The 16340-nt window shown below is 67.0% G+C and carries 15 protein-coding genes; 6 read left to right on the forward strand and 9 right to left on the reverse strand.

Annotation, left to right across the window (positions count from 1 at the left end):
• Positions 1–369 precede the first annotated feature (369 nt).
• Positions 370–1920, forward strand: coding sequence for a murein biosynthesis integral membrane protein MurJ (gene murJ, locus SB764_RS11640; protein WP_065065232.1), 1551 nt, complete (start codon positions 370–372; stop codon positions 1918–1920).
• Positions 1920–2765 (forward strand): SirB1 family protein, encoded by an 846-nt coding sequence (locus SB764_RS11645; RefSeq protein WP_410863607.1) that lies wholly within the window; start codon positions 1920–1922, stop codon positions 2763–2765. The genes murJ and SB764_RS11645 overlap by 1 nt, the downstream gene beginning before the upstream one ends.
• 81 nt (positions 2766–2846) lie before the next feature.
• Here SB764_RS11645 and SB764_RS11650 read toward each other — a convergent pair whose 3' ends face one another.
• The 5 genes from SB764_RS11650 to lpxK all read right to left on the reverse strand — a co-directional run bounded on the left by SB764_RS11650 (position 2847) and on the right by lpxK (position 6752).
• Positions 2847–3605: a 3-hydroxyacyl-CoA dehydrogenase gene (locus SB764_RS11650; protein WP_065065230.1), complete on the reverse strand. Its 759-nt coding sequence runs from the start codon at positions 3603–3605 to the stop codon at positions 2847–2849.
• 159 nt (positions 3606–3764) lie between these two features.
• Positions 3765–4427 carry an adenylate kinase gene (adk, locus tag SB764_RS11655; protein WP_065065229.1) on the reverse strand — a complete coding sequence of 221 codons (663 nt, stop codon included), beginning with the start codon at positions 4425–4427 and terminating at the stop codon, positions 3765–3767.
• Positions 4428–4728: 301 nt separating this feature from the next.
• The gene (kdsB, locus tag SB764_RS11660) at positions 4729–5529 is read right to left on the reverse strand and encodes a 3-deoxy-manno-octulosonate cytidylyltransferase (RefSeq protein WP_110327929.1); all 801 of its coding nucleotides are present in this window, start codon (positions 5527–5529) and stop codon (positions 4729–4731) included.
• A gap of 1 nt (position 5530) precedes the next feature.
• A complete protein-coding gene (locus SB764_RS11665) occupies positions 5531–5725 on the reverse strand; it encodes a Trm112 family protein (RefSeq protein WP_065065227.1) in 195 nt (64 codons plus the stop codon).
• A complete protein-coding gene (gene lpxK, locus SB764_RS11670; protein ID WP_065065226.1) occupies positions 5706–6752 on the reverse strand; it encodes a tetraacyldisaccharide 4'-kinase in 1047 nt (348 codons plus the stop codon). The genes SB764_RS11665 and lpxK overlap by 20 nt, the downstream gene beginning before the upstream one ends.
• Positions 6753–7479: 727 nt before the next feature.
• Between lpxK and xseA the strand changes: the two genes are divergently transcribed.
• Together xseA and sodB are read left to right on the forward strand one after the other, a co-directional pair.
• Positions 7480–8850 (forward strand): exodeoxyribonuclease VII large subunit, encoded by a 1371-nt coding sequence (gene xseA, locus SB764_RS11675; RefSeq protein ID WP_074986254.1) that lies wholly within the window; start codon positions 7480–7482, stop codon positions 8848–8850.
• 450 nt (positions 8851–9300) lie between these two features.
• Positions 9301–9879 (forward strand): superoxide dismutase [Fe], encoded by a 579-nt coding sequence (sodB, locus tag SB764_RS11680; protein ID WP_065065223.1) that lies wholly within the window; start codon positions 9301–9303, stop codon positions 9877–9879.
• 125 nt (positions 9880–10004) lie between these two features.
• Here the strand turns inward: sodB and SB764_RS11685 are convergent, their stop codons facing one another.
• The gene (locus tag SB764_RS11685; protein WP_065065222.1) at positions 10005–10586 is read right to left on the reverse strand and encodes an isochorismatase family protein; all 582 of its coding nucleotides are present in this window, start codon (positions 10584–10586) and stop codon (positions 10005–10007) included.
• A gap of 50 nt (positions 10587–10636) precedes the next feature.
• Between SB764_RS11685 and SB764_RS11690 the strand changes: the two genes are divergently transcribed.
• Positions 10637–11269 (forward strand): TetR/AcrR family transcriptional regulator, encoded by a 633-nt coding sequence (locus SB764_RS11690; protein WP_244145744.1) that lies wholly within the window; start codon positions 10637–10639, stop codon positions 11267–11269.
• Between the two features lie 22 nt (positions 11270–11291).
• Here SB764_RS11690 and clpP read toward each other — a convergent pair whose 3' ends face one another.
• Positions 11292–11936, reverse strand: a complete 645-nt coding sequence (clpP, locus tag SB764_RS11695; protein WP_065065220.1) for an ATP-dependent Clp endopeptidase proteolytic subunit ClpP — start codon at positions 11934–11936, stop codon at positions 11292–11294.
• A gap of 186 nt (positions 11937–12122) precedes the next feature.
• On the opposite strand from clpP, the gene SB764_RS11700 reads away from it, so the two are divergent.
• The gene (locus SB764_RS11700; protein ID WP_410863610.1) at positions 12123–13241 is read left to right on the forward strand and encodes a sigma-70 family RNA polymerase sigma factor; all 1119 of its coding nucleotides are present in this window, start codon (positions 12123–12125) and stop codon (positions 13239–13241) included.
• Here SB764_RS11700 and SB764_RS11705 read toward each other — a convergent pair.
• Both SB764_RS11705 and mdtD read right to left on the reverse strand, forming a co-directional pair.
• Positions 13238–14509: an EAL domain-containing protein gene (locus tag SB764_RS11705; RefSeq protein WP_410863611.1), complete on the reverse strand. Its 1272-nt coding sequence runs from the start codon at positions 14507–14509 to the stop codon at positions 13238–13240. The genes SB764_RS11700 and SB764_RS11705 overlap by 4 nt on opposite strands.
• 365 nt (positions 14510–14874) lie before the next feature.
• Positions 14875–16320 carry a multidrug transporter subunit MdtD gene (mdtD, locus tag SB764_RS11710; RefSeq protein WP_183038311.1) on the reverse strand — a complete coding sequence of 482 codons (1446 nt, stop codon included), beginning with the start codon at positions 16318–16320 and terminating at the stop codon, positions 14875–14877.
• Between the last annotated feature and the right edge of the window lie 20 nt (positions 16321–16340).

The following is a 16340-nucleotide window of genomic DNA, read 5'->3' on the forward strand; positions in this document are numbered from 1 at the left end:
CAGCTTTGCCAGCTGCGCCTCTTGTGCCAAACCGCAAAGGGGGCGGATCGAACCGCTGCTTTGCGCTTCCTTTCCAAGGCGCGCGAGTTTCTTTTCGAATCGCTGACGCAACCCGAAACCGCGAATTATAGCAACGAAATCAGAGGCATGGCAATCGCGCGTCGATGGGCGGGCGACGGGACCGGTCGGTGAGCCGGGAAAGGCGGCGGAAAATCCGGCGCGCCGAGCGCAGAAATCGACGGGATTGCGGCGAACGCTGCGCCCGCTCAGCGGTCAGAATGGGCTCGCCATGGTGTCGGATCGCGCCGTGGCATCCTTGACGCCGCGCATCGCCGGCGTGACTGACGGCACCCGTATAATAAGCGCCCCATGAATCTATTCCGAGCCCTGCTGACGGTCAGCGGCTTCACGCTGCTGTCGCGCGTGACCGGACTGGCCCGCGAAACGCTGATCGCCCGAGCTTTCGGCGCGAGTCAGTACACCGACGCCTTCTACGTTGCGTTCCGCATTCCCAACCTGCTGCGCCGCATCTCGGCCGAAGGCGCGTTTTCGCAGGCTTTCGTGCCGATCCTCGCGGAGTTCAAGAACCAGCAAGGCCACGACGCCACGCGCGCGCTCGTCGACGCCACCTCGACGGTGCTCGCGTGGGTGCTCGCCGTGCTCTCGCTGCTCGGCATTGTCGGCGCGTCGTTCGTGGTGACCGTGGTCGCCTCGGGCCTCAAGAGCGACGGCCAGGCGTATCAGCTTGCCGTCGTGATGACGCGCATCATGTTCCCGTACATCGTGTTCATTTCGCTGACGTCGCTGGCCTCGGGCGTGTTGAACACGTACAAGCAGTTCTCGCTGCCCGCGTTCGCGCCGGTGCTGCTCAACGTGTCGTTCATCACGGCGGCGGTGGCGTTCGCGCCGCACATGAAGCAGCCGGTCTACGCGCTCGCGTGGGCGGTGATCGTGGGCGGCGTGCTGCAGTTCATCGTGCAGTTGCCGGGTTTGAAGCGCATCGACATGATGCCGCGCATCGGCCTGAATCCGCTCAAGGCGCTCGCGCATCGCGGCGTCAAGCGCGTGCTCGCGAAGATGATGCCCGCCATGTTCGCGGTCTCGGTCGCGCAGATCAGCCTGATCATCAATACGAATATCGCCTCGCGGCTCGGTCCGGGCGCGGTCTCGTGGATCAATTACGCCGACCGCCTGATGGAATTTCCCACGGCCCTGCTGGGCGTGGCGCTCGGCACGATCCTGCTGCCGAGCCTCTCGAAAGCGCACGTCGACGCCGATCCGCACGAATATTCCGCGCTGCTCGACTGGGGCCTGCGCGTGACCTTCCTGCTGGCCGCGCCGTCGGCGGTCGCGCTGTTCTTCTTCGCCGAGCCGCTCACGGCCACGCTGTTCCACTACGGCAAGTTCGACGCCACTTCGGTCATCATGACGGGCCGCGCGCTGGCCGCGTACGGCGTGGGTCTCGTCGGCCTCATTCTGATCAAGATCCTCGCGCCCGGTTTTTATGCGCGCCAGGACATCAAGACGCCGGTGAAGATCGGCGTGGGCGTGCTGATCGCCACGCAGATCAGCAATTACATCTTCGTGCCGATCTTCTCGCACGCGGGGCTGACGCTTTCGGTGGGCCTCGGCGCCTGCATGAACGCGCTGCTGCTCTTTATCGGCCTGCGCCGCCGCGGCATCTATATGCCGTCGTCGGGCTGGACGACGTTCTTCGTGCAACTGCTCGGGGCATGCCTCGTGCTGGCAGGGGCGATGCACTGGTGCTCGATCAGCTACGACTGGATCGGCCTGCGGCACGAACCGCTCGCGCGCATCGCTTTGCTCGCAGCCTGCCTGGTTCTGTTTGCGGCGCTATATTTCGGTATGCTGTGGCTGATGGGCTTCAAATACGCATACTTCAAGAGGCGCACGAAGTGATGACGATGAACACGCGGGTGCTGGATTATTTCAGCACGCTCGTTGCCGAAGACGACAGCCTGCCGCTTACCGAAGCGGCGCTGTCGATCGCGCAGGACGCCTACCCGGACCTCGATCTGCAGGGCACGCTGGCCGAAATCGACGAGCTGGCGCTGCGCATCAGCAAGCGCATGCCCGAGGGTGCCGACGTGCGCCAGCAGGTCGCGCTGCTCAACCGTGTGCTCTTCCGCGAGATGGGTTTCGCGGCCAATCTGAACGACTTTTTCGATCCCGACAACAGCCATCTGCACGTCGTGCTGCGCCGCCGGCGCGGCATTCCGATCTCCCTCGCGGTGATCTATCTGGAGATTGCGGGCCAGCTCGGGCTGCCGGTGCAGGGCGTGTCGTTTCCGGGGCATTTCCTGCTGCGCGTCTCGCTGCCCGACGGCGACGCCATGCTCGACCCGACCACGGGCCGCGCGCTCACCGAGTCGGACATGGTCGAGATGCTCGAGCCCTATGTGGCGAGCGCGGGCGATTCGGTGGCGCGCGCGCTGCGCATGCTGCTCGAACCGGCCACGCGGCGCGAGATCGTGGCGCGCATGCTGCGCAATCTGAAGTCGGTGTATTTGCAGACCGAGCGCTGGGAGCGCCTGCTCGGCATCCAGCAACGGCTCGTGATCCTGCTGCCGTACAGCATCGAGGAAGTGCGCGACCGCGGTTTCGCCTACGCGCGGCTCGACTATCTGCGTCCTGCGCTCGAAGATCTCGAACATTATCTCGATGAGCGCCCGGACGCCGAAGACGCCACGGTCGTCGAATCGCAATTGCAGGAATTGCGTCAGCGCACGCTCGACAACGACTGAGACGCGCAGTTCAACGCAAAAAAGCCCGCGAATTCGCGGGCTTTTTTTACTTCATCGTGTAAAAAAGCACACGGCGTGCGTTCACTTCGGCTGCATGCGGATCGCACCGTCGAGGCGGATCACTTCGCCGTTGAGCATCGGATTCTCGACGATCTGCTTGACCAGCATGGCGTACTCGTCGGGTTTGCCGAGGCGCGGCGGGAACGGCACCATCGCGCCGAGCGCGTCCTGCACGTCCTGCGGCATGCCGAGCAGCATCGGCGTTTCGAAGATGCCGGGCGCGATCGTCATCACGCGGATGCCGCTGCGCGACAGATCGCGCGCGACCGGCAGCGTCATGGCGACGACGCCGCCCTTCGACGCCGCATAGGCCGCCTGGCCGATCTGCCCGTCGTAGGCCGCGACCGACGCCGTATTGACGATCACGCCGCGCTCGCCGCCTGCGTTGGGCGCGGTCTGCGCGATGGCGGCCGCCGCAAGGCGGATCATGTTGAAGGTGCCGATCAGGTTGACCGAAATGGTCTTGCTGAACGCATCGAGCGGATGCGGCCCGTCCTTGCCGACGGTCTTGATCGCGGGCGCGATGCCCGCGCAGTTGACGAGGCCGCGCAGCGTGCCGAGCGCGGTGGCCGCGGCCACGGCTCGCGCGCCGTCTTCCTCGCTCGCGACGTTGCACTTCACGAACGCGCCGCCGAGTTCTTTCGCGAGCGCTTGGCCCGCTTCCTCGTTGAGGTCGGCGAGCGCGACCTTGCCGCCTTCCGCCGCGATCAGGCGTGCGGTGGCCGCACCGAGGCCCGAAGCGCCGCCGGTGATCAGGAATACGTTGTCGCGGATTTGCATGTGTCTGCCTCCTGGCTGCTCGATGTGTCTTCGATGATTGTTATGTGCGGGCCAGCCCGCGACTCATCGGCGAAAACGTGCAGAGGAGGAGACAGGGCCGGCCAGAGGGGAGGCCGGCTTGCGCCGGGCCTCGCCCGGCATGGCCGGCAAGGGACGTTCTTACTTCAGTGCGTCGAACACGCGATTGCGGATTTCGTCGACGCTGCCCAGACCCGAGATCGCGCGGTACTGCGGCGCTTTCAGACCGTTTTCTTCACCGCGCTGCGCCCATTCGCTGTAGTAGGCGATCAGCGGCTTGGTTTGCGCCGTGTACACGTCGAGACGCTTGCGCACGGTCTCTTCCTTGTCGTCGTCGCGCTGCACGAGCGGCTCGCCGGTGACGTCGTCGACCATGTCCTGCTTCGGCGGGTTGAACTTCGTGTGGTACGTGCGGCCCGATGCCGGGTGCATGCGGCGGCCGCTCATGCGCACGATGATCTCGTCGAACGGCACGTCGATCTCCAGCACGTAGTCGATGGCGACGCCGGCTTGCTTCATGGCTTCGGCTTGCGGCAGCGTGCGCGGGAAACCGTCGAACAGATAACCGTTCTTGCAGTCGTCTTCCTTCAGGCGTTCCTTCACGAGATTGATGATGAGCTCGTCGGTGACGAGTTCGCCCGCATCCATGAAACGCTTCGCTTCGAGGCCGAGCGGCGTGCCCGCTTTCACGGCGGCGCGCAGCATGTCGCCGGTCGAGATCTGCGGAATGCCAAACTTTTCCTTGATGAAGTTTGCCTGGGTTCCCTTGCCCGCGCCGGGGGCGCCCAACAGGATCAAACGCATTTCCAATTTCTCCGATCTGTGTGAATTCTTGCGGCGCGGCGGCTGCCCTCGTGGGCGGCATCGGCGGCGTCGTGCGTCTCCTTCCGTTTGCTCGCGCCGTGCTCGCCGGTCAAGAGATCATGGCCGGGGCATGCGGGGTGACGCCGGGCCCCGCGCGGCAACGTGCCCGAAGTGGATCGGGAACGGCGCTGCGGAGGCGGGCAGCAACGGAAGAAAAGCGGGCAAACCCGCACGCACAAAGGCTTGGACGGCTCGCGCAAACAATTGATTATGCCACGGGTTTTTCGGACTACGACCGTTATTAAGGTCGGAATAACGCCTGTACGCGGGCGAGGTCGGCGGGCGTGTCGACACCGGGCGCGGGCGCCTCGGGCGTCACGCGCACCGCGATGCGCTCGCCGTGCCACATCGCGCGCAACTGTTCGAGCGATTCGACCTGCTCGATCGGCGAGTGCGCGAGCGTCGGGTAGGTGCGCAGGAATTTGGCGCGATACGCATACAGGCCGATATGCCGATAAACCGTGGCCGGTGCAGGCGGGGCGGGCATTGCGGCCAGATCGAGACGGGCCGGCGACCAGTGCGGCTGCCAGGCGTCGCGCGCCCAGGGAATCGGCGCGCGCGAGAAGTAGAGCGCCACGCCGCGTGCGTCGAGCACGACCTTCACGACGTTCGGGCTGAAGATTTCGTCGGGCGCGGTGATCGGGTGAGCCGCGGTGGCGATCGCGCAGTCCGGATGCGCCGCCAGGTGCGACGCCACGTCGCAGACCAGCTGCGGGTCGATCAGCGGTTCATCGCCCTGAACATTGACGACGATCGTCTCGTCGCTCCAGCCGTAGTGTTCGGCGACTTCGGCGAGGCGGTCGGTGCCCGAGGGGTGGTCGGCGCGCGTGAGCACGGCTTCGAAGCCATGTTCGCGCGCGGCGTCGAGCACCGTCTGGGCGTCGGAGGCGATCAGCACCTGCTGCGCGCCGGCCGCGCGGGCGCGCTCGGCGACGCGCACCACCATGGGCTTGCCGCCGATGTCGGCGAGCGGCTTGTTCGGCAGCCGCGTCGACGCGAGCCGCGCCGGCACGACGGCGATGAAGGGTTGAGCGGCGCTCATGTCAGGCCGCGTTCGGATCGACGGGCGTGCCTTCGACGGTCTGACGCGCCTCGTCCACGAGCATGACGGGGATGCCGTCGCGGATCGGATAGGCGAGCTTGTCGGCGCTGCAGATCAACTCCTGCGCGGCGCGGTCGTAGCTGAGCGGGCCCTTGCAGATCGGGCAGACCAGGATTTCAAGCAGACGGGCGTCCACGGAGTTTCTCCACAACCAGGGTAATAAGACGATGATCGAGCGCGGCTTCCACGGGCACAACCCAGATGCGCGCGTCGTTCCAGGCCCCCAATTTTACTGCATCCTTTTCGGTGACCAGGATCGCGTCGGCGGCGACGTCGGCGAACGGGTTGCTCGCGTAGTCGTAATGATCGGGCAGCGGCAGCGTGTGCGGGGCGAGACCGGCCGCGCGCAGCGTCGCGAAAAAGCGCTCGGGCGAGCCGATGCCGGCCGCCGCGACAAGCCGCAGCGGCGGCTGGCCGGCCACTTGCGCGAATTGGGCGAGCGGACGGCGCAGGCCCGGATTGGCCAGATGCCACGCGTCGCCTGGTTCGAGCTTGAGCGCGAAGGTGTTGGGCCAGTCGGGCAGCGTGCGCGTGAACGGATTGTTGACGAGCGTGGCGTCGCGGTGGCGCGAGAGCGGTTCGCGCAGCGGCCCGGCGGGCAGCAGGAAACCGTTGCCGCCGAGGCGATGGTCGAACACCACGAGTTCGAAGTCGCGCGCGAGGCGGTAATGCTGCAGGCCGTCGTCGCTGACGATCACGTCGACGTCGGCGTGCGCGGTGCACAGCGCCTGGGCGGCGCCGACGCGGTCCGGCGACACCCACACCGGCACGCCGGTGCGGCGCGCGATCAGCAGCGGTTCGTCGCCGCAGGCACGGGCGGGCGTGTCGGCGTTCACGGGCGTCGGGCGGTCGATTTTCGCGCCGTAGCCGCGCGACACCACGCCAGGCGTGTAGCCGGCGGCGCGCAGCGCCTCGACGAGCGCGATCACCGTGGGCGTCTTGCCGGTGCCCCCCACCGTCACGTTGCCGACCACCACGACCGGCACGCCCACGCGCACGCGCTTGAGCCAGCCGGCCGCGAAGGCCGCGCGGCGCGCGCCGCTCACGGCGGCGAAGACGGCGGCCAGCGGCGTGAGCGCCCAGGCGAGCTTGCCGCGATGTTGCCAGGCTTGCGCGAGATCCGTCTCGACGCGCGCCTTCAGATCGGCGAACGGGCCGCTCATGAGCGCGCGCAGCCGCTGGCGGGCCGGACGGCGCCGTGCGCGTGCGGCGGGCAGGTGAACGAGGCTGGCATCGGGACGGATCTCCGGTTCGGCGCGAGCGCGTCAATCCAGGCGCCCGGCGGGGAAAAATTGCAAAACGGCAAAACAAACGATAACGGCGGCGTCGCGGACGGCGGGCACGACCAACGGTGCAACATCCACGCAACATCCACGCAACAACGGCCGCGCCGCAACGGACCGCGGAGGGGCGCCGTGAACCCGGCACTCTAGCGCGGGAGGCCGCCACGCGGCAAGTTGGGAGGCGGCCGGACGCGGCGCGGCGCAAGGCGTCGGCATTGCAAAAAACGGCGCATTCGGCGCTTGTGGATAACTTTGTGGAGAAATGCCCTGCGCGCGGCCTCGAAGGCCCGTTTGACGGCCATCTTATCGGTGTGAGCCGGTATTTGGGTTATAAAAAATCCATATAAATCAATGGGATGAATGATTTCACCTGGGTTTCGAAGGGCGTCGCTGCGGCCACGTCGCCCGACCGCGTTGATGTGGACACTTCGCGGCCCTTGTACGCTGGGAGCGTTTCCTGCTGGACTGCGGCGCCCGTCACCGTCTATCGTCTGTCCGCCGGCCCGCTCGACGGGGCTCGATGCGCGCCTGCGCGCGCCGGGTCCGCGCAGCCGCTATGCTTGCTGCCCCGGCAGTGGTTTTTCTTGCTGCTCATTCACCTTCGCGTATGCCATCCGATCGTTTTTCCTCCGCTGCGGGCGGCGACGTCGTCGTCCCGGTTTCGGCGCTCAATCGCGCCATCGCCTCGATGCTCGAGCGCTCGTTTCCGCTCGCCTGGATTTCGGGCGAAGTGTCGAACTTCACGCGCGCCGCGAGCGGCCACTGGTACTTCTCGATCAAGGACGCGCAGGCGCAGATCCGCTGCGTGATGTTCCGCGGACGCGCGCAATACGCCGAATTCACGCCGCGCGAAGGCGACCGCATCGAGGTGCGCGCGCTCGTCACGATGTACGAGCCGCGCGGCGAGCTGCAACTGAATGTCGAGGCGGTCCGGCGCACGGGGCAGGGGCGGCTGTACGAAGCGTTCTTGCGCCTGAAGGCGCAGCTCGAAGCCGAAGGTCTTTTCGATGCCGACCGCAAGCGCGACTTGCCCACGCATCCGCGCGCAATCGGTGTCATCACGTCGATGCAGGCCGCCGCGCTGCGCGACGTGCTCACCACGCTGTGCCGCCGTGCGCCGCACGTGCCGGTGATCGTCTATCCGGCGCCGGTGCAGGGCGCGGGATCGGCGGAAAAGCTCACCGCGATGCTCGACGCCGCGAACGCGCGCAACGAAGTCGACGTGATCGTGCTATGCCGTGGCGGCGGCTCGATCGAGGATCTCTGGTCGTTCAACGACGAGACGCTCGCGCGCGCCATCGCCGCGAGCGCGATTCCCGTGGTGAGCGGCGTGGGTCACGAAACCGATTTCACGATCGCCGATTTCGCCGCCGACGTGCGCGCGCCCACGCCCACGGCCGCCGCCGAACTCGTGAGCCCGCAGCGCGTGCTGCTGCTGCGTGAACTCGATCAGCGCCATGCCACGCTCGCGCGCGGCTTCGGCCGCTTGATGGAGCGCCGCGCGCAGCAACTCGACTGGCTCGCGCGGCGTCTCGTCTCGCCCGGCGAGCGGCTTGCGCAGCAGCGCACGCATTTGCGCCAGTTGTCGATCCGGCTCGCGTCGGCGGGCTCGCGCGCGACGGCGCAGGCGCGTGCGAGTTTCAACGTCGTGCAGATGCGCTGGCAGCGCACGCGGCCCGATCCGGCTGCGCATCGCGCGCGGCTCGACATGCTGGCGCGCCGTCTCGACGGCGCGTTCGCACGCGAGCGCGAGCGGGCGTCGGCGCGCGTGTCCGAACTCGCGGCGCGTCTCGAAGTGCTGAGCCCCCAGCGCACGCTGGAGCGTGGCTATGCGGCGGTGCTCGACGCGCAAAGCGGCGCGGCCGTGCTCGCGCCCGCCGCGCTCAAACCGGGCAAACGGCTCACCGTGCATCTCGCGCAGGGCAGCGCCGATGTCGCGCTCGCCGACGTGCAGCCGCGTCTCGCTGAAGGTTTCTGAACGACTCACGCTGGGCCGCCGGCGCGCGAGTGTGCGTGTGATTGCGCGTGATTCTGGGTAATTGATCGGACGGATCGAGGATCCAGGCGCGCAGCTTGCGCGAACAGGCGGGTCGGCGCATGCGGTGCGCGAAGGATGTTCGTCAAACGTCACAAGCGCTTGCAGACAGCAAACCGCAGCCTGCGCCGACGATGCCGCAACGCCCTGTTCGTGCGGATGAGCAGCGCATCCGCTCATGTCGCGCGACGCTTCCGAACCGGGGAGCCGCGTCGTCCGCGCAGGTGCGCGCGAGGTGTGCTCGCTATGCGCGAAAGCCCTTGAAAGCCTTGTGCAGCCGATGTTCGGCATAATGTCCGCTCGTTTGCGGGGTTATTCCAACTCGCCTACAATCGAGTGCTCCATGCCGGTTATTACGCACAACTCCCCATAACACGACGAAGGAACCGCATCATGTCATTTACGCTCCCGCCGCTGCCGTTCGCGAAGAACGCCCTCGCACCGACCATGTCGGAAGAGACGCTTGAATACCACTACGGCAAGCATCACCAGGCTTACGTCACGAACCTGAACAACCTGATCCCGGGCACCGAGTTCGAAAAGCTCTCGCTCGAAGAGATCGTCAAGAAGTCGTCGGGCGGCGTGTTCAACAACGCGGCTCAGATCTGGAATCACACGTTCTTCTGGAACAGCCTGTCGCCCCAGGGCGGCGGCGCACCGACGGGCGCGCTCGGCGACGCCATCAACGCGAAGTGGGGCTCCTACGACGCGTTCAAGGAAGCCTTCACGAAGGCTGCAGTCGGCAACTTCGGTTCGGGCTGGACGTGGCTCGTGAAGAAGGCAGACGGCTCGCTCGACATCGTGTCGACCAGCAACGCCGCTACGCCGCTCACGACCGACGCAACCGCGCTGATCACGATCGACGTGTGGGAACACGCTTACTACATCGACTACCGCAACGCACGTCCGAAGTTCGTCGAAGCGTTCTGGAACATCGTGAACTGGGACTTCGCTGCGAAGAACTTCGCGTAAGGCAAGATAAGGCCAGCGCCCACGTTGGTTCCCGTGCCGTTCGCGCAGAACGGCACAAAAAAAGCCCTCGATTCGCATCGAGGGCTTTTTTGTTTGCGCGTGCCAGACGTGGCCAGACGTGGGCCTTATGCGCCCGTCATCGCGGCGATGGTTTCCTGCGTCGTGCGCACGTGGCCCATGAAGCCGAACAGTTTTTCGAACGAGAAGCGGTGCATTTCTTCGTTCAGGCCCGACGTGGCGTCTTCGACGAACACGAGCTTGAAGCCCTGATCGAAGGCCGCGCGCGCGGTGGACTCGACGCCGAAGTTGGTGGCGATGCCGCCCAGCACGATCGTGTCGATGCCGCGGCGACGCAGCTGCTGTTCGAGGTTGGTGCCGTGGAACGCGCCCCATTGGCGCTTGGCGATCACCACGTCGCCGTCCTGCTGGCCGATTTCGGGCACGAGTTCGGACGCGATGGCCGGCGCGGGCGGCGTGCCCGGCTTGTGCATCGAGTTGTCGGCGGGCAGCGCCAGCAGTTCGTTGAGCAGCACGTGCACCCAGACCACCGTGCCGCCTTGCGCGCGTAGCGCGTCGGCGAGAACCTTGGCTTTTTCGACCACCTGGGCGCCGCTGTGGGGCGCGACCGCGCGGCTCACGATGCCGTGCTGGAGATCGATCATCACGAGCGCAGTCTTGCGCGGGTCGAGAGAAAGGGCTTGCGTCATGGGACACCAATATGTGAGGATGGACTCACATATGATACACGAATATGAGGATGGCCTCAGATATGGCGGAAGACCTGAAAAAAGAGGGGACACGGCGCGTGCCGCGTCAGGAGCGCGCGGCGCGCACCGTGGATGCGCTGCTCGAGGCGGCGGCCGACGCGTTCGCCGAGCGCGGCTTCGAGGCGGCCACCATGACGCAGATCGCGCAGCAGGCGGGCGTGTCGATCGGCGCGGCGTATCAGTACTTTCCGAACAAGGAAGCGCTCGCGCTCGCCTTGCGCCTGCGTTACGGCGACGACATGGACGCACGCTGGACCGCGCTCATCGAAGAACAGGCGGAAGCCGAATTGCCGCTCGCGCAACTGGCCGAGCGGCTTTTCGACATGATGGTCGATCTGATGACTTCGTATCCGGCCTACCTGCCGCTGCTGTCGGTGCCGCTCGGTTTTCGTCGCGACGACGCCGCGCGCAACAAGCTGCGTCAGCGTTTTGCCGGGCTGTTTCGCCGCTATAACGCCGATCTTTCGTCCGACGAGGCGTATCGCATCGCCGAGGTCATGCTGCAGGTCATCAAGAGCCTCAACCCGCTTTACGCGGCGGCCAAACCAAAGGACCGCAAGCTGCTGGTCGCCGAATACAAAGGCGTGATCGCCGCGTGGCTCGCGCAGCGACTGGCGTCGTAATGCGCGTCGATCAGCGCGTCGATCAGCGCGGCACTTGCTGGTCGCGCGAGGCGATCACGCGGTCGATCAGGCCGTAATCGGCTGCCGCCTGCGCCGACATGAAGTTGTCGCGGTCGGTGTCGCGTTCGATCTGCGCGAGTTCGCGGCCCGTGTTCGCGGCGAGCATCGCGTTGAGCCGCTCGCGCTGAAAAATCACCTCGCGTGCCTGCAATTCGATATCGGACGCCGTGCCTTGTCCGCCGCCCGAAGGCTGGTGGATCATGATGCGTGCGTTCGGGAGTGCGAAGCGTTTTCCATGCGTGCCTGCCGCGAGCAGAAACGAGCCCATGCTGGCGGCGAAGCCCGTGCAGAGCGTGGACACATCGGGCTTGATGAACTGCATCGTGTCGTAGATCGCCATGCCGTCGTAGACCGAGCCGCCCGGCGAGTTGATGTAGAGGCTGATGTCCTTCTCGGGTTGCTCGGCTTCGAGAAACAGCAGTTGCGCGACGACCACGCTCGCGCTCTGTTCGTTGACCGGCCCGACGAGAAACACGATGCGTTCGCGCAGCAGGCGCGAATAGATGTCGTAGGCGCGCTCGCCGCGGCTCGACGTTTCGATGACTGTCGGCACGAGATTGAGCGCGCGCGGCGCGTTTGCTGCATGATGCGAATCGATGGGCTGCATGGAAATCCTCGCGGAAAAAGTGGGCCGGCGCGGCGGTGTCATCGAGGCGCGCCGTTGTCGACAAGACGCGCGCCGCGCGCGGCGCGTGACGAGGATTTTTTTGCGTGCGGCTGTCACATCGGCGCGTGGCCGGTCGTCTGGATGGCGGGAAGCACGGCGAAGCCGGAGCGCGAAGGAGCGAAGCGAATGACGCAGATGAGCGACGAAATCAGCGACGAAATCAGCGAAAAAGCCAGCGAAGAAGCCGGCGCCGAAATACGCGCCGTATCAGACGGCGCACCGAGCAACGAGACCTGGAGCGAAGCCCGCCGCGCGGGCGTGTTCGCGAAGGAGCGGGCGCGCTTGCTGGCGTTGGCGGCGCGCGTGCTCGGCAGCCGTGCGGAGGCCGAGGACGTGGTGCAGGACGCCTGGTTCCGCTGGCGCGCCGGCGACGCCGCGGCGGTCCGCACGCCGCAGGCGTGGCTCGCCACAGTGACGGTGCGTCTCGCCATCGACCGGCTGCGCAAGCTGCGCCGCGAGCGCGCGGGCGAGCGCGACGCGGCCTGGCTGGCGCCCTGGCTCGACGATACGGCGCCGTCCGCCGAGGAAACCGGGCTGCGCGCGGCGCGTCTCTCGGATGGACTGTTGCTGATGCTCGACCGGCTCGGGCCGCTCGAACAAGCGGTGTTCGTGCTGCGCGAGGCGTTCGACTGCGACTACGCGGAGATCGCGGCGCTGACGGGCTGCGCCCTCGCGCATTGCCGCCAGATCGTCCATCGTGCGCGCGTTCGGCTCGCGCGCGAGCAGGCGCCGCAGTCCGTGCCCGCCGATACGGCGCGTCACGCGCTCGCGGTCGACCGCTTGCGCGAGGTGCTGCACGCGCAGGATCGCGCGGGCTTGCTGGATCTGCTTGGGGTGACCGCGACCGCGCTCACGCAGGCCGCCGAGGCGACGGAGGTGCGCGCGCTGCACGCCGAAACGCTCGTGCTCGATGGCGCGCCGGGCGTCGCGCTGGTCGCGCACGACGGCGCGCTGGCGGCGTGGCTGCATGTGCGGGAGGACGAGAACGGACGGGCCACGCCGGTCGTGTGTGTGGCGGCGCGGGGCGCGGACTTCAGCGCGGCCAATCGCGATTTCCAGACTTACGGCGCGCAGGCCGTTCGCACGCTGCTGGCGCGTTTCATGGCGAACGGAGCGTCGATATCGATGCAGATGCATCTGCACGCCAGCATGCGCGCGGCGCAAACGCTCGCGGCGGCGTCATCGGCGTCATCGTCGATGCAGGAAGGGCCGACGTTGATCGCGCGCCCGCTCGCCATCGCCTAGACGCGCTGTGCGGCTTCCCAGTTGATGTCGACGCAGAGCACCTGCAAGCCCTGCGACGTCTGCGCGGCGATCGAGGCGGTCACGCACAGGTGCGCCTCGTTGATCGACAGATAGGGCGGCGTGAACTGCACGCTGCCGGGCGCTTTCATCGCGGCGATGAAGTAGGGCCGGCGCTCCCAGCTCGCGCCCTCTGAATGCAGCAGCGGACGGAAGCGCTTGGCGCGCTGCGAGGTGCGGCCGTCGGGCAGCACGTTGTCGCCGATCTGGCGGCCCGAGGCGTCCAGCAGAAAACAGCGCGCCGTCTCGCCGAGACCGAGCAGCGGCAGCGTGGCGTCGCTCATGCTGGCGTCCGCGGCCAGTTGGGCCGCAGCCGCCTGCAGCGCGCTCACGTACGGCGCGAGGCGCGCCGACTGCGCCCGCTCGCGCGCGCTCACGCGCTCGCGCAGACGCGCCGACAGATCGTCCATCAGACGCGCCGCCGTGGCGGGCGGCACGGGTTCGACGTCGGGCCGCGCGAAGTACGCGCCCTGCACGAAATCGGCATTGCTTTCGAGTGCGATCAGCGCGTCGCGCTCGGTCGAGAGTCCGCCGACCAGCACCAGTTGGCCGGACTCGTGCAGCATTGACACCAGCCCTGGCAGTACGCGCTCGATGTGTGCGTGGCGGCTCGCCTGTGCGAGCAGGCTGCGGTCGAGCGTGACGATGTCGGGACGTAGCTGCCAGACACGGTCGATGTTCGAATGCTTGGCGCCGAAGCCGTCGAGCGCGATCACGAACCCCGCCTTGCGCAGCCCGTCGATGATCTCCGCGAAACGCGAGTTTTCGCCGCCCGCCTGTTCCGACACTTCCAGCACCACGCGCTGCGGTTGCAGCCCGAGCGCCTTGATGCCGGCGAGCAGGGCGTCGCCGTAGCTCGTGTCCATCAGCGCGGCGGGGTGCAGGCTCAGGAAGAGCCATTCGTCGTGCGAGTCGAAGGCGTTGAAGTTGCCCAGATGCAGCGATTCCGCGAGCCGTCCCAGTTCGAGCAGATCGCCGCGGCGCGCGGCCTGCGTGAACACTTCCTGCGACGGCACCTGCTGGCCGTGCTCGTCGTGCGCGCGCAGCGACGCGTGATAGCCGATCGTGCGGCGGTGGGCGACCGAAAACACCGGCTGGAACACGCTGAACACGGTGTATCCGCCGTAGAGTACGGTGCGCCGGGCGCCTTCTTCGCCCGCGACGGGTCGCGACTGATAGCCGGGGGGATCGAGGTCGATCATGCTGTTCATAGGCCTGGGTGACGCGCGCCTTGGCCGGCACAGGACCGCGCGCGCGAACGTCAAGTTTACATTACAGGATAGCCGTGCAAAAAGTATGCGAGTCCCGACACACAGCCGGTCGGGCCATGCGCACGGGATATCGGCGTTTTACGGATAGTCGGCGAGGACGTTGTGGCGGCCGCTCAGGCACTGGCGACGCGCCTTTGCGGCCAATGCGCGCACCGCGCGGAGCGCGTCGTGCACCGGCCTGGTGCGCGGCGGTCGCGGGTTTTTCCGTAGCGGATTTGAGCGGGGTTTCAGGCGGGTTTTTCAGGCGGTGTTTTCAGGCCGCGAACGCGCGAGCCATCGCCGCGCGTTCGCCCGACTTTCGCCGCTCAGGTGCGCTCGGACGGATCGGTCTTTTTCGCGGCGTGGCGCACGTCGTCGGAGAGCTGGCCGAAGATCCACGACGAGCACGCCGTGATGATGCCCACGCACACGAACGTGGCGTGGAACGCCGGAATCACGTTGGACGCGGTCATGTGCGCGATCAGCCCCGTGAAGGTCGTGAGCAGCGCGCCCGCGACCGTCACGCCGAGGCTCATCGAGAGCATCTGCACGAGCGAGAACAGGCTGTTGCCGCTGCTCGCGCCGCCCATGCCGAGGTCTTTGAGCGTGAGCGTGTTCATTGCGGTGAATTGCATCGAATTGACGGCGCCGAACACGGCCAGTTGCACGAGGCGCAGCCACAGCGGCTCGTGCGGCGTCGAGAGCGCGAAGCTCGCCATCATCAGGCCGACCAGCACCGTGTTGATCACCAGCACGCGGCGGTAGCCGTAACGCGTGATCAGGTACGTGACGAGGCGCTTCGAGAACATGCCCGCCGCCGCGACCGGCAGCATCATCAGGCCCGCCTCGAACGGCGTGTAGCCGAGCGCGACTTGCAGCAGCAGCGGAATCAGATACGGCATCGCGCCGCTGCCGATCCGCGCGAACAGGTTGCCGAGCAGCCCCACGCTGAAGGTGTGGATCCTGAACAGATCGAGCGAGAAGATCGGCCGCGGCGAGCGTTGCGCGTGCAGCCCGTAGGCGACGAAGGCGGCCAGCGAGACGATCAGCAGCACCAGCACGGTCGCTTGCGGAATGCCCAGCTCGGAGCGGCCGTCGAGCGCGAACGAGATCGTCACCATGCCGACGACCAGCAGCAGATAGCCGGGCAGGTCGAACTTCGGCGTGTCGGCGTTGCGGCTGTCGGGCATGAAGATGAAGGTGAACAGGCAGCCGATCACGCCCACCGGCACGTTGATCAGGAAGATCCAGTGCCACGAGGCGATCTGCACGAGCCAGCCGCCGAGCGTCGGGCCGATCAGCGGGCCGATCAGGCCCGGGATCGCCACGAACGAGAGCGCGGGCAGATAGCGTTCGGCGGGAAACGTGCGCAGCACGGCGAGGCGTCCGACCGGCAGCAGCATCGCGCCGCCCACGCCCTGCGCGATGCGCGAGAGCACGAGCTGGTTCAGCGTGTGCGCGCTCGCGCAGAGCAGCGAGCCGATCGTGAACACGAAGATCGCGCCCATGAACACGCGGCGCGTGCCGAGCTTGTCCGCGAGCCAGCCGGACACGGGGATCATCACCGCCATCGTCAGCGAGTAGGCGATCACGACCGATTGCATGCGCAAGGGCAGTTCGCCGAGGCTGTCGGCCATCGCGGGCAGCGCCGTGTTGACGATGGTCGAGTCGAGCGTCTGCATGAAGAAGCCGGTGGCGACGAGCCACAGCATCACGGAGAGCTTGCGGGCGGACGGCGTGGAAGGCGAGGCGGCAGTGGACGTGTCGGACATGGGCGAAGGCGGAGGCGCTG

The sequence above is a fragment of the Paraburkholderia sp. SIMBA_027 genome (genome assembly GCF_046535315.1).
GTDB classification, from domain to species: Bacteria; Pseudomonadota; Gammaproteobacteria; order Burkholderiales; family Burkholderiaceae; genus Paraburkholderia; species Paraburkholderia tropica.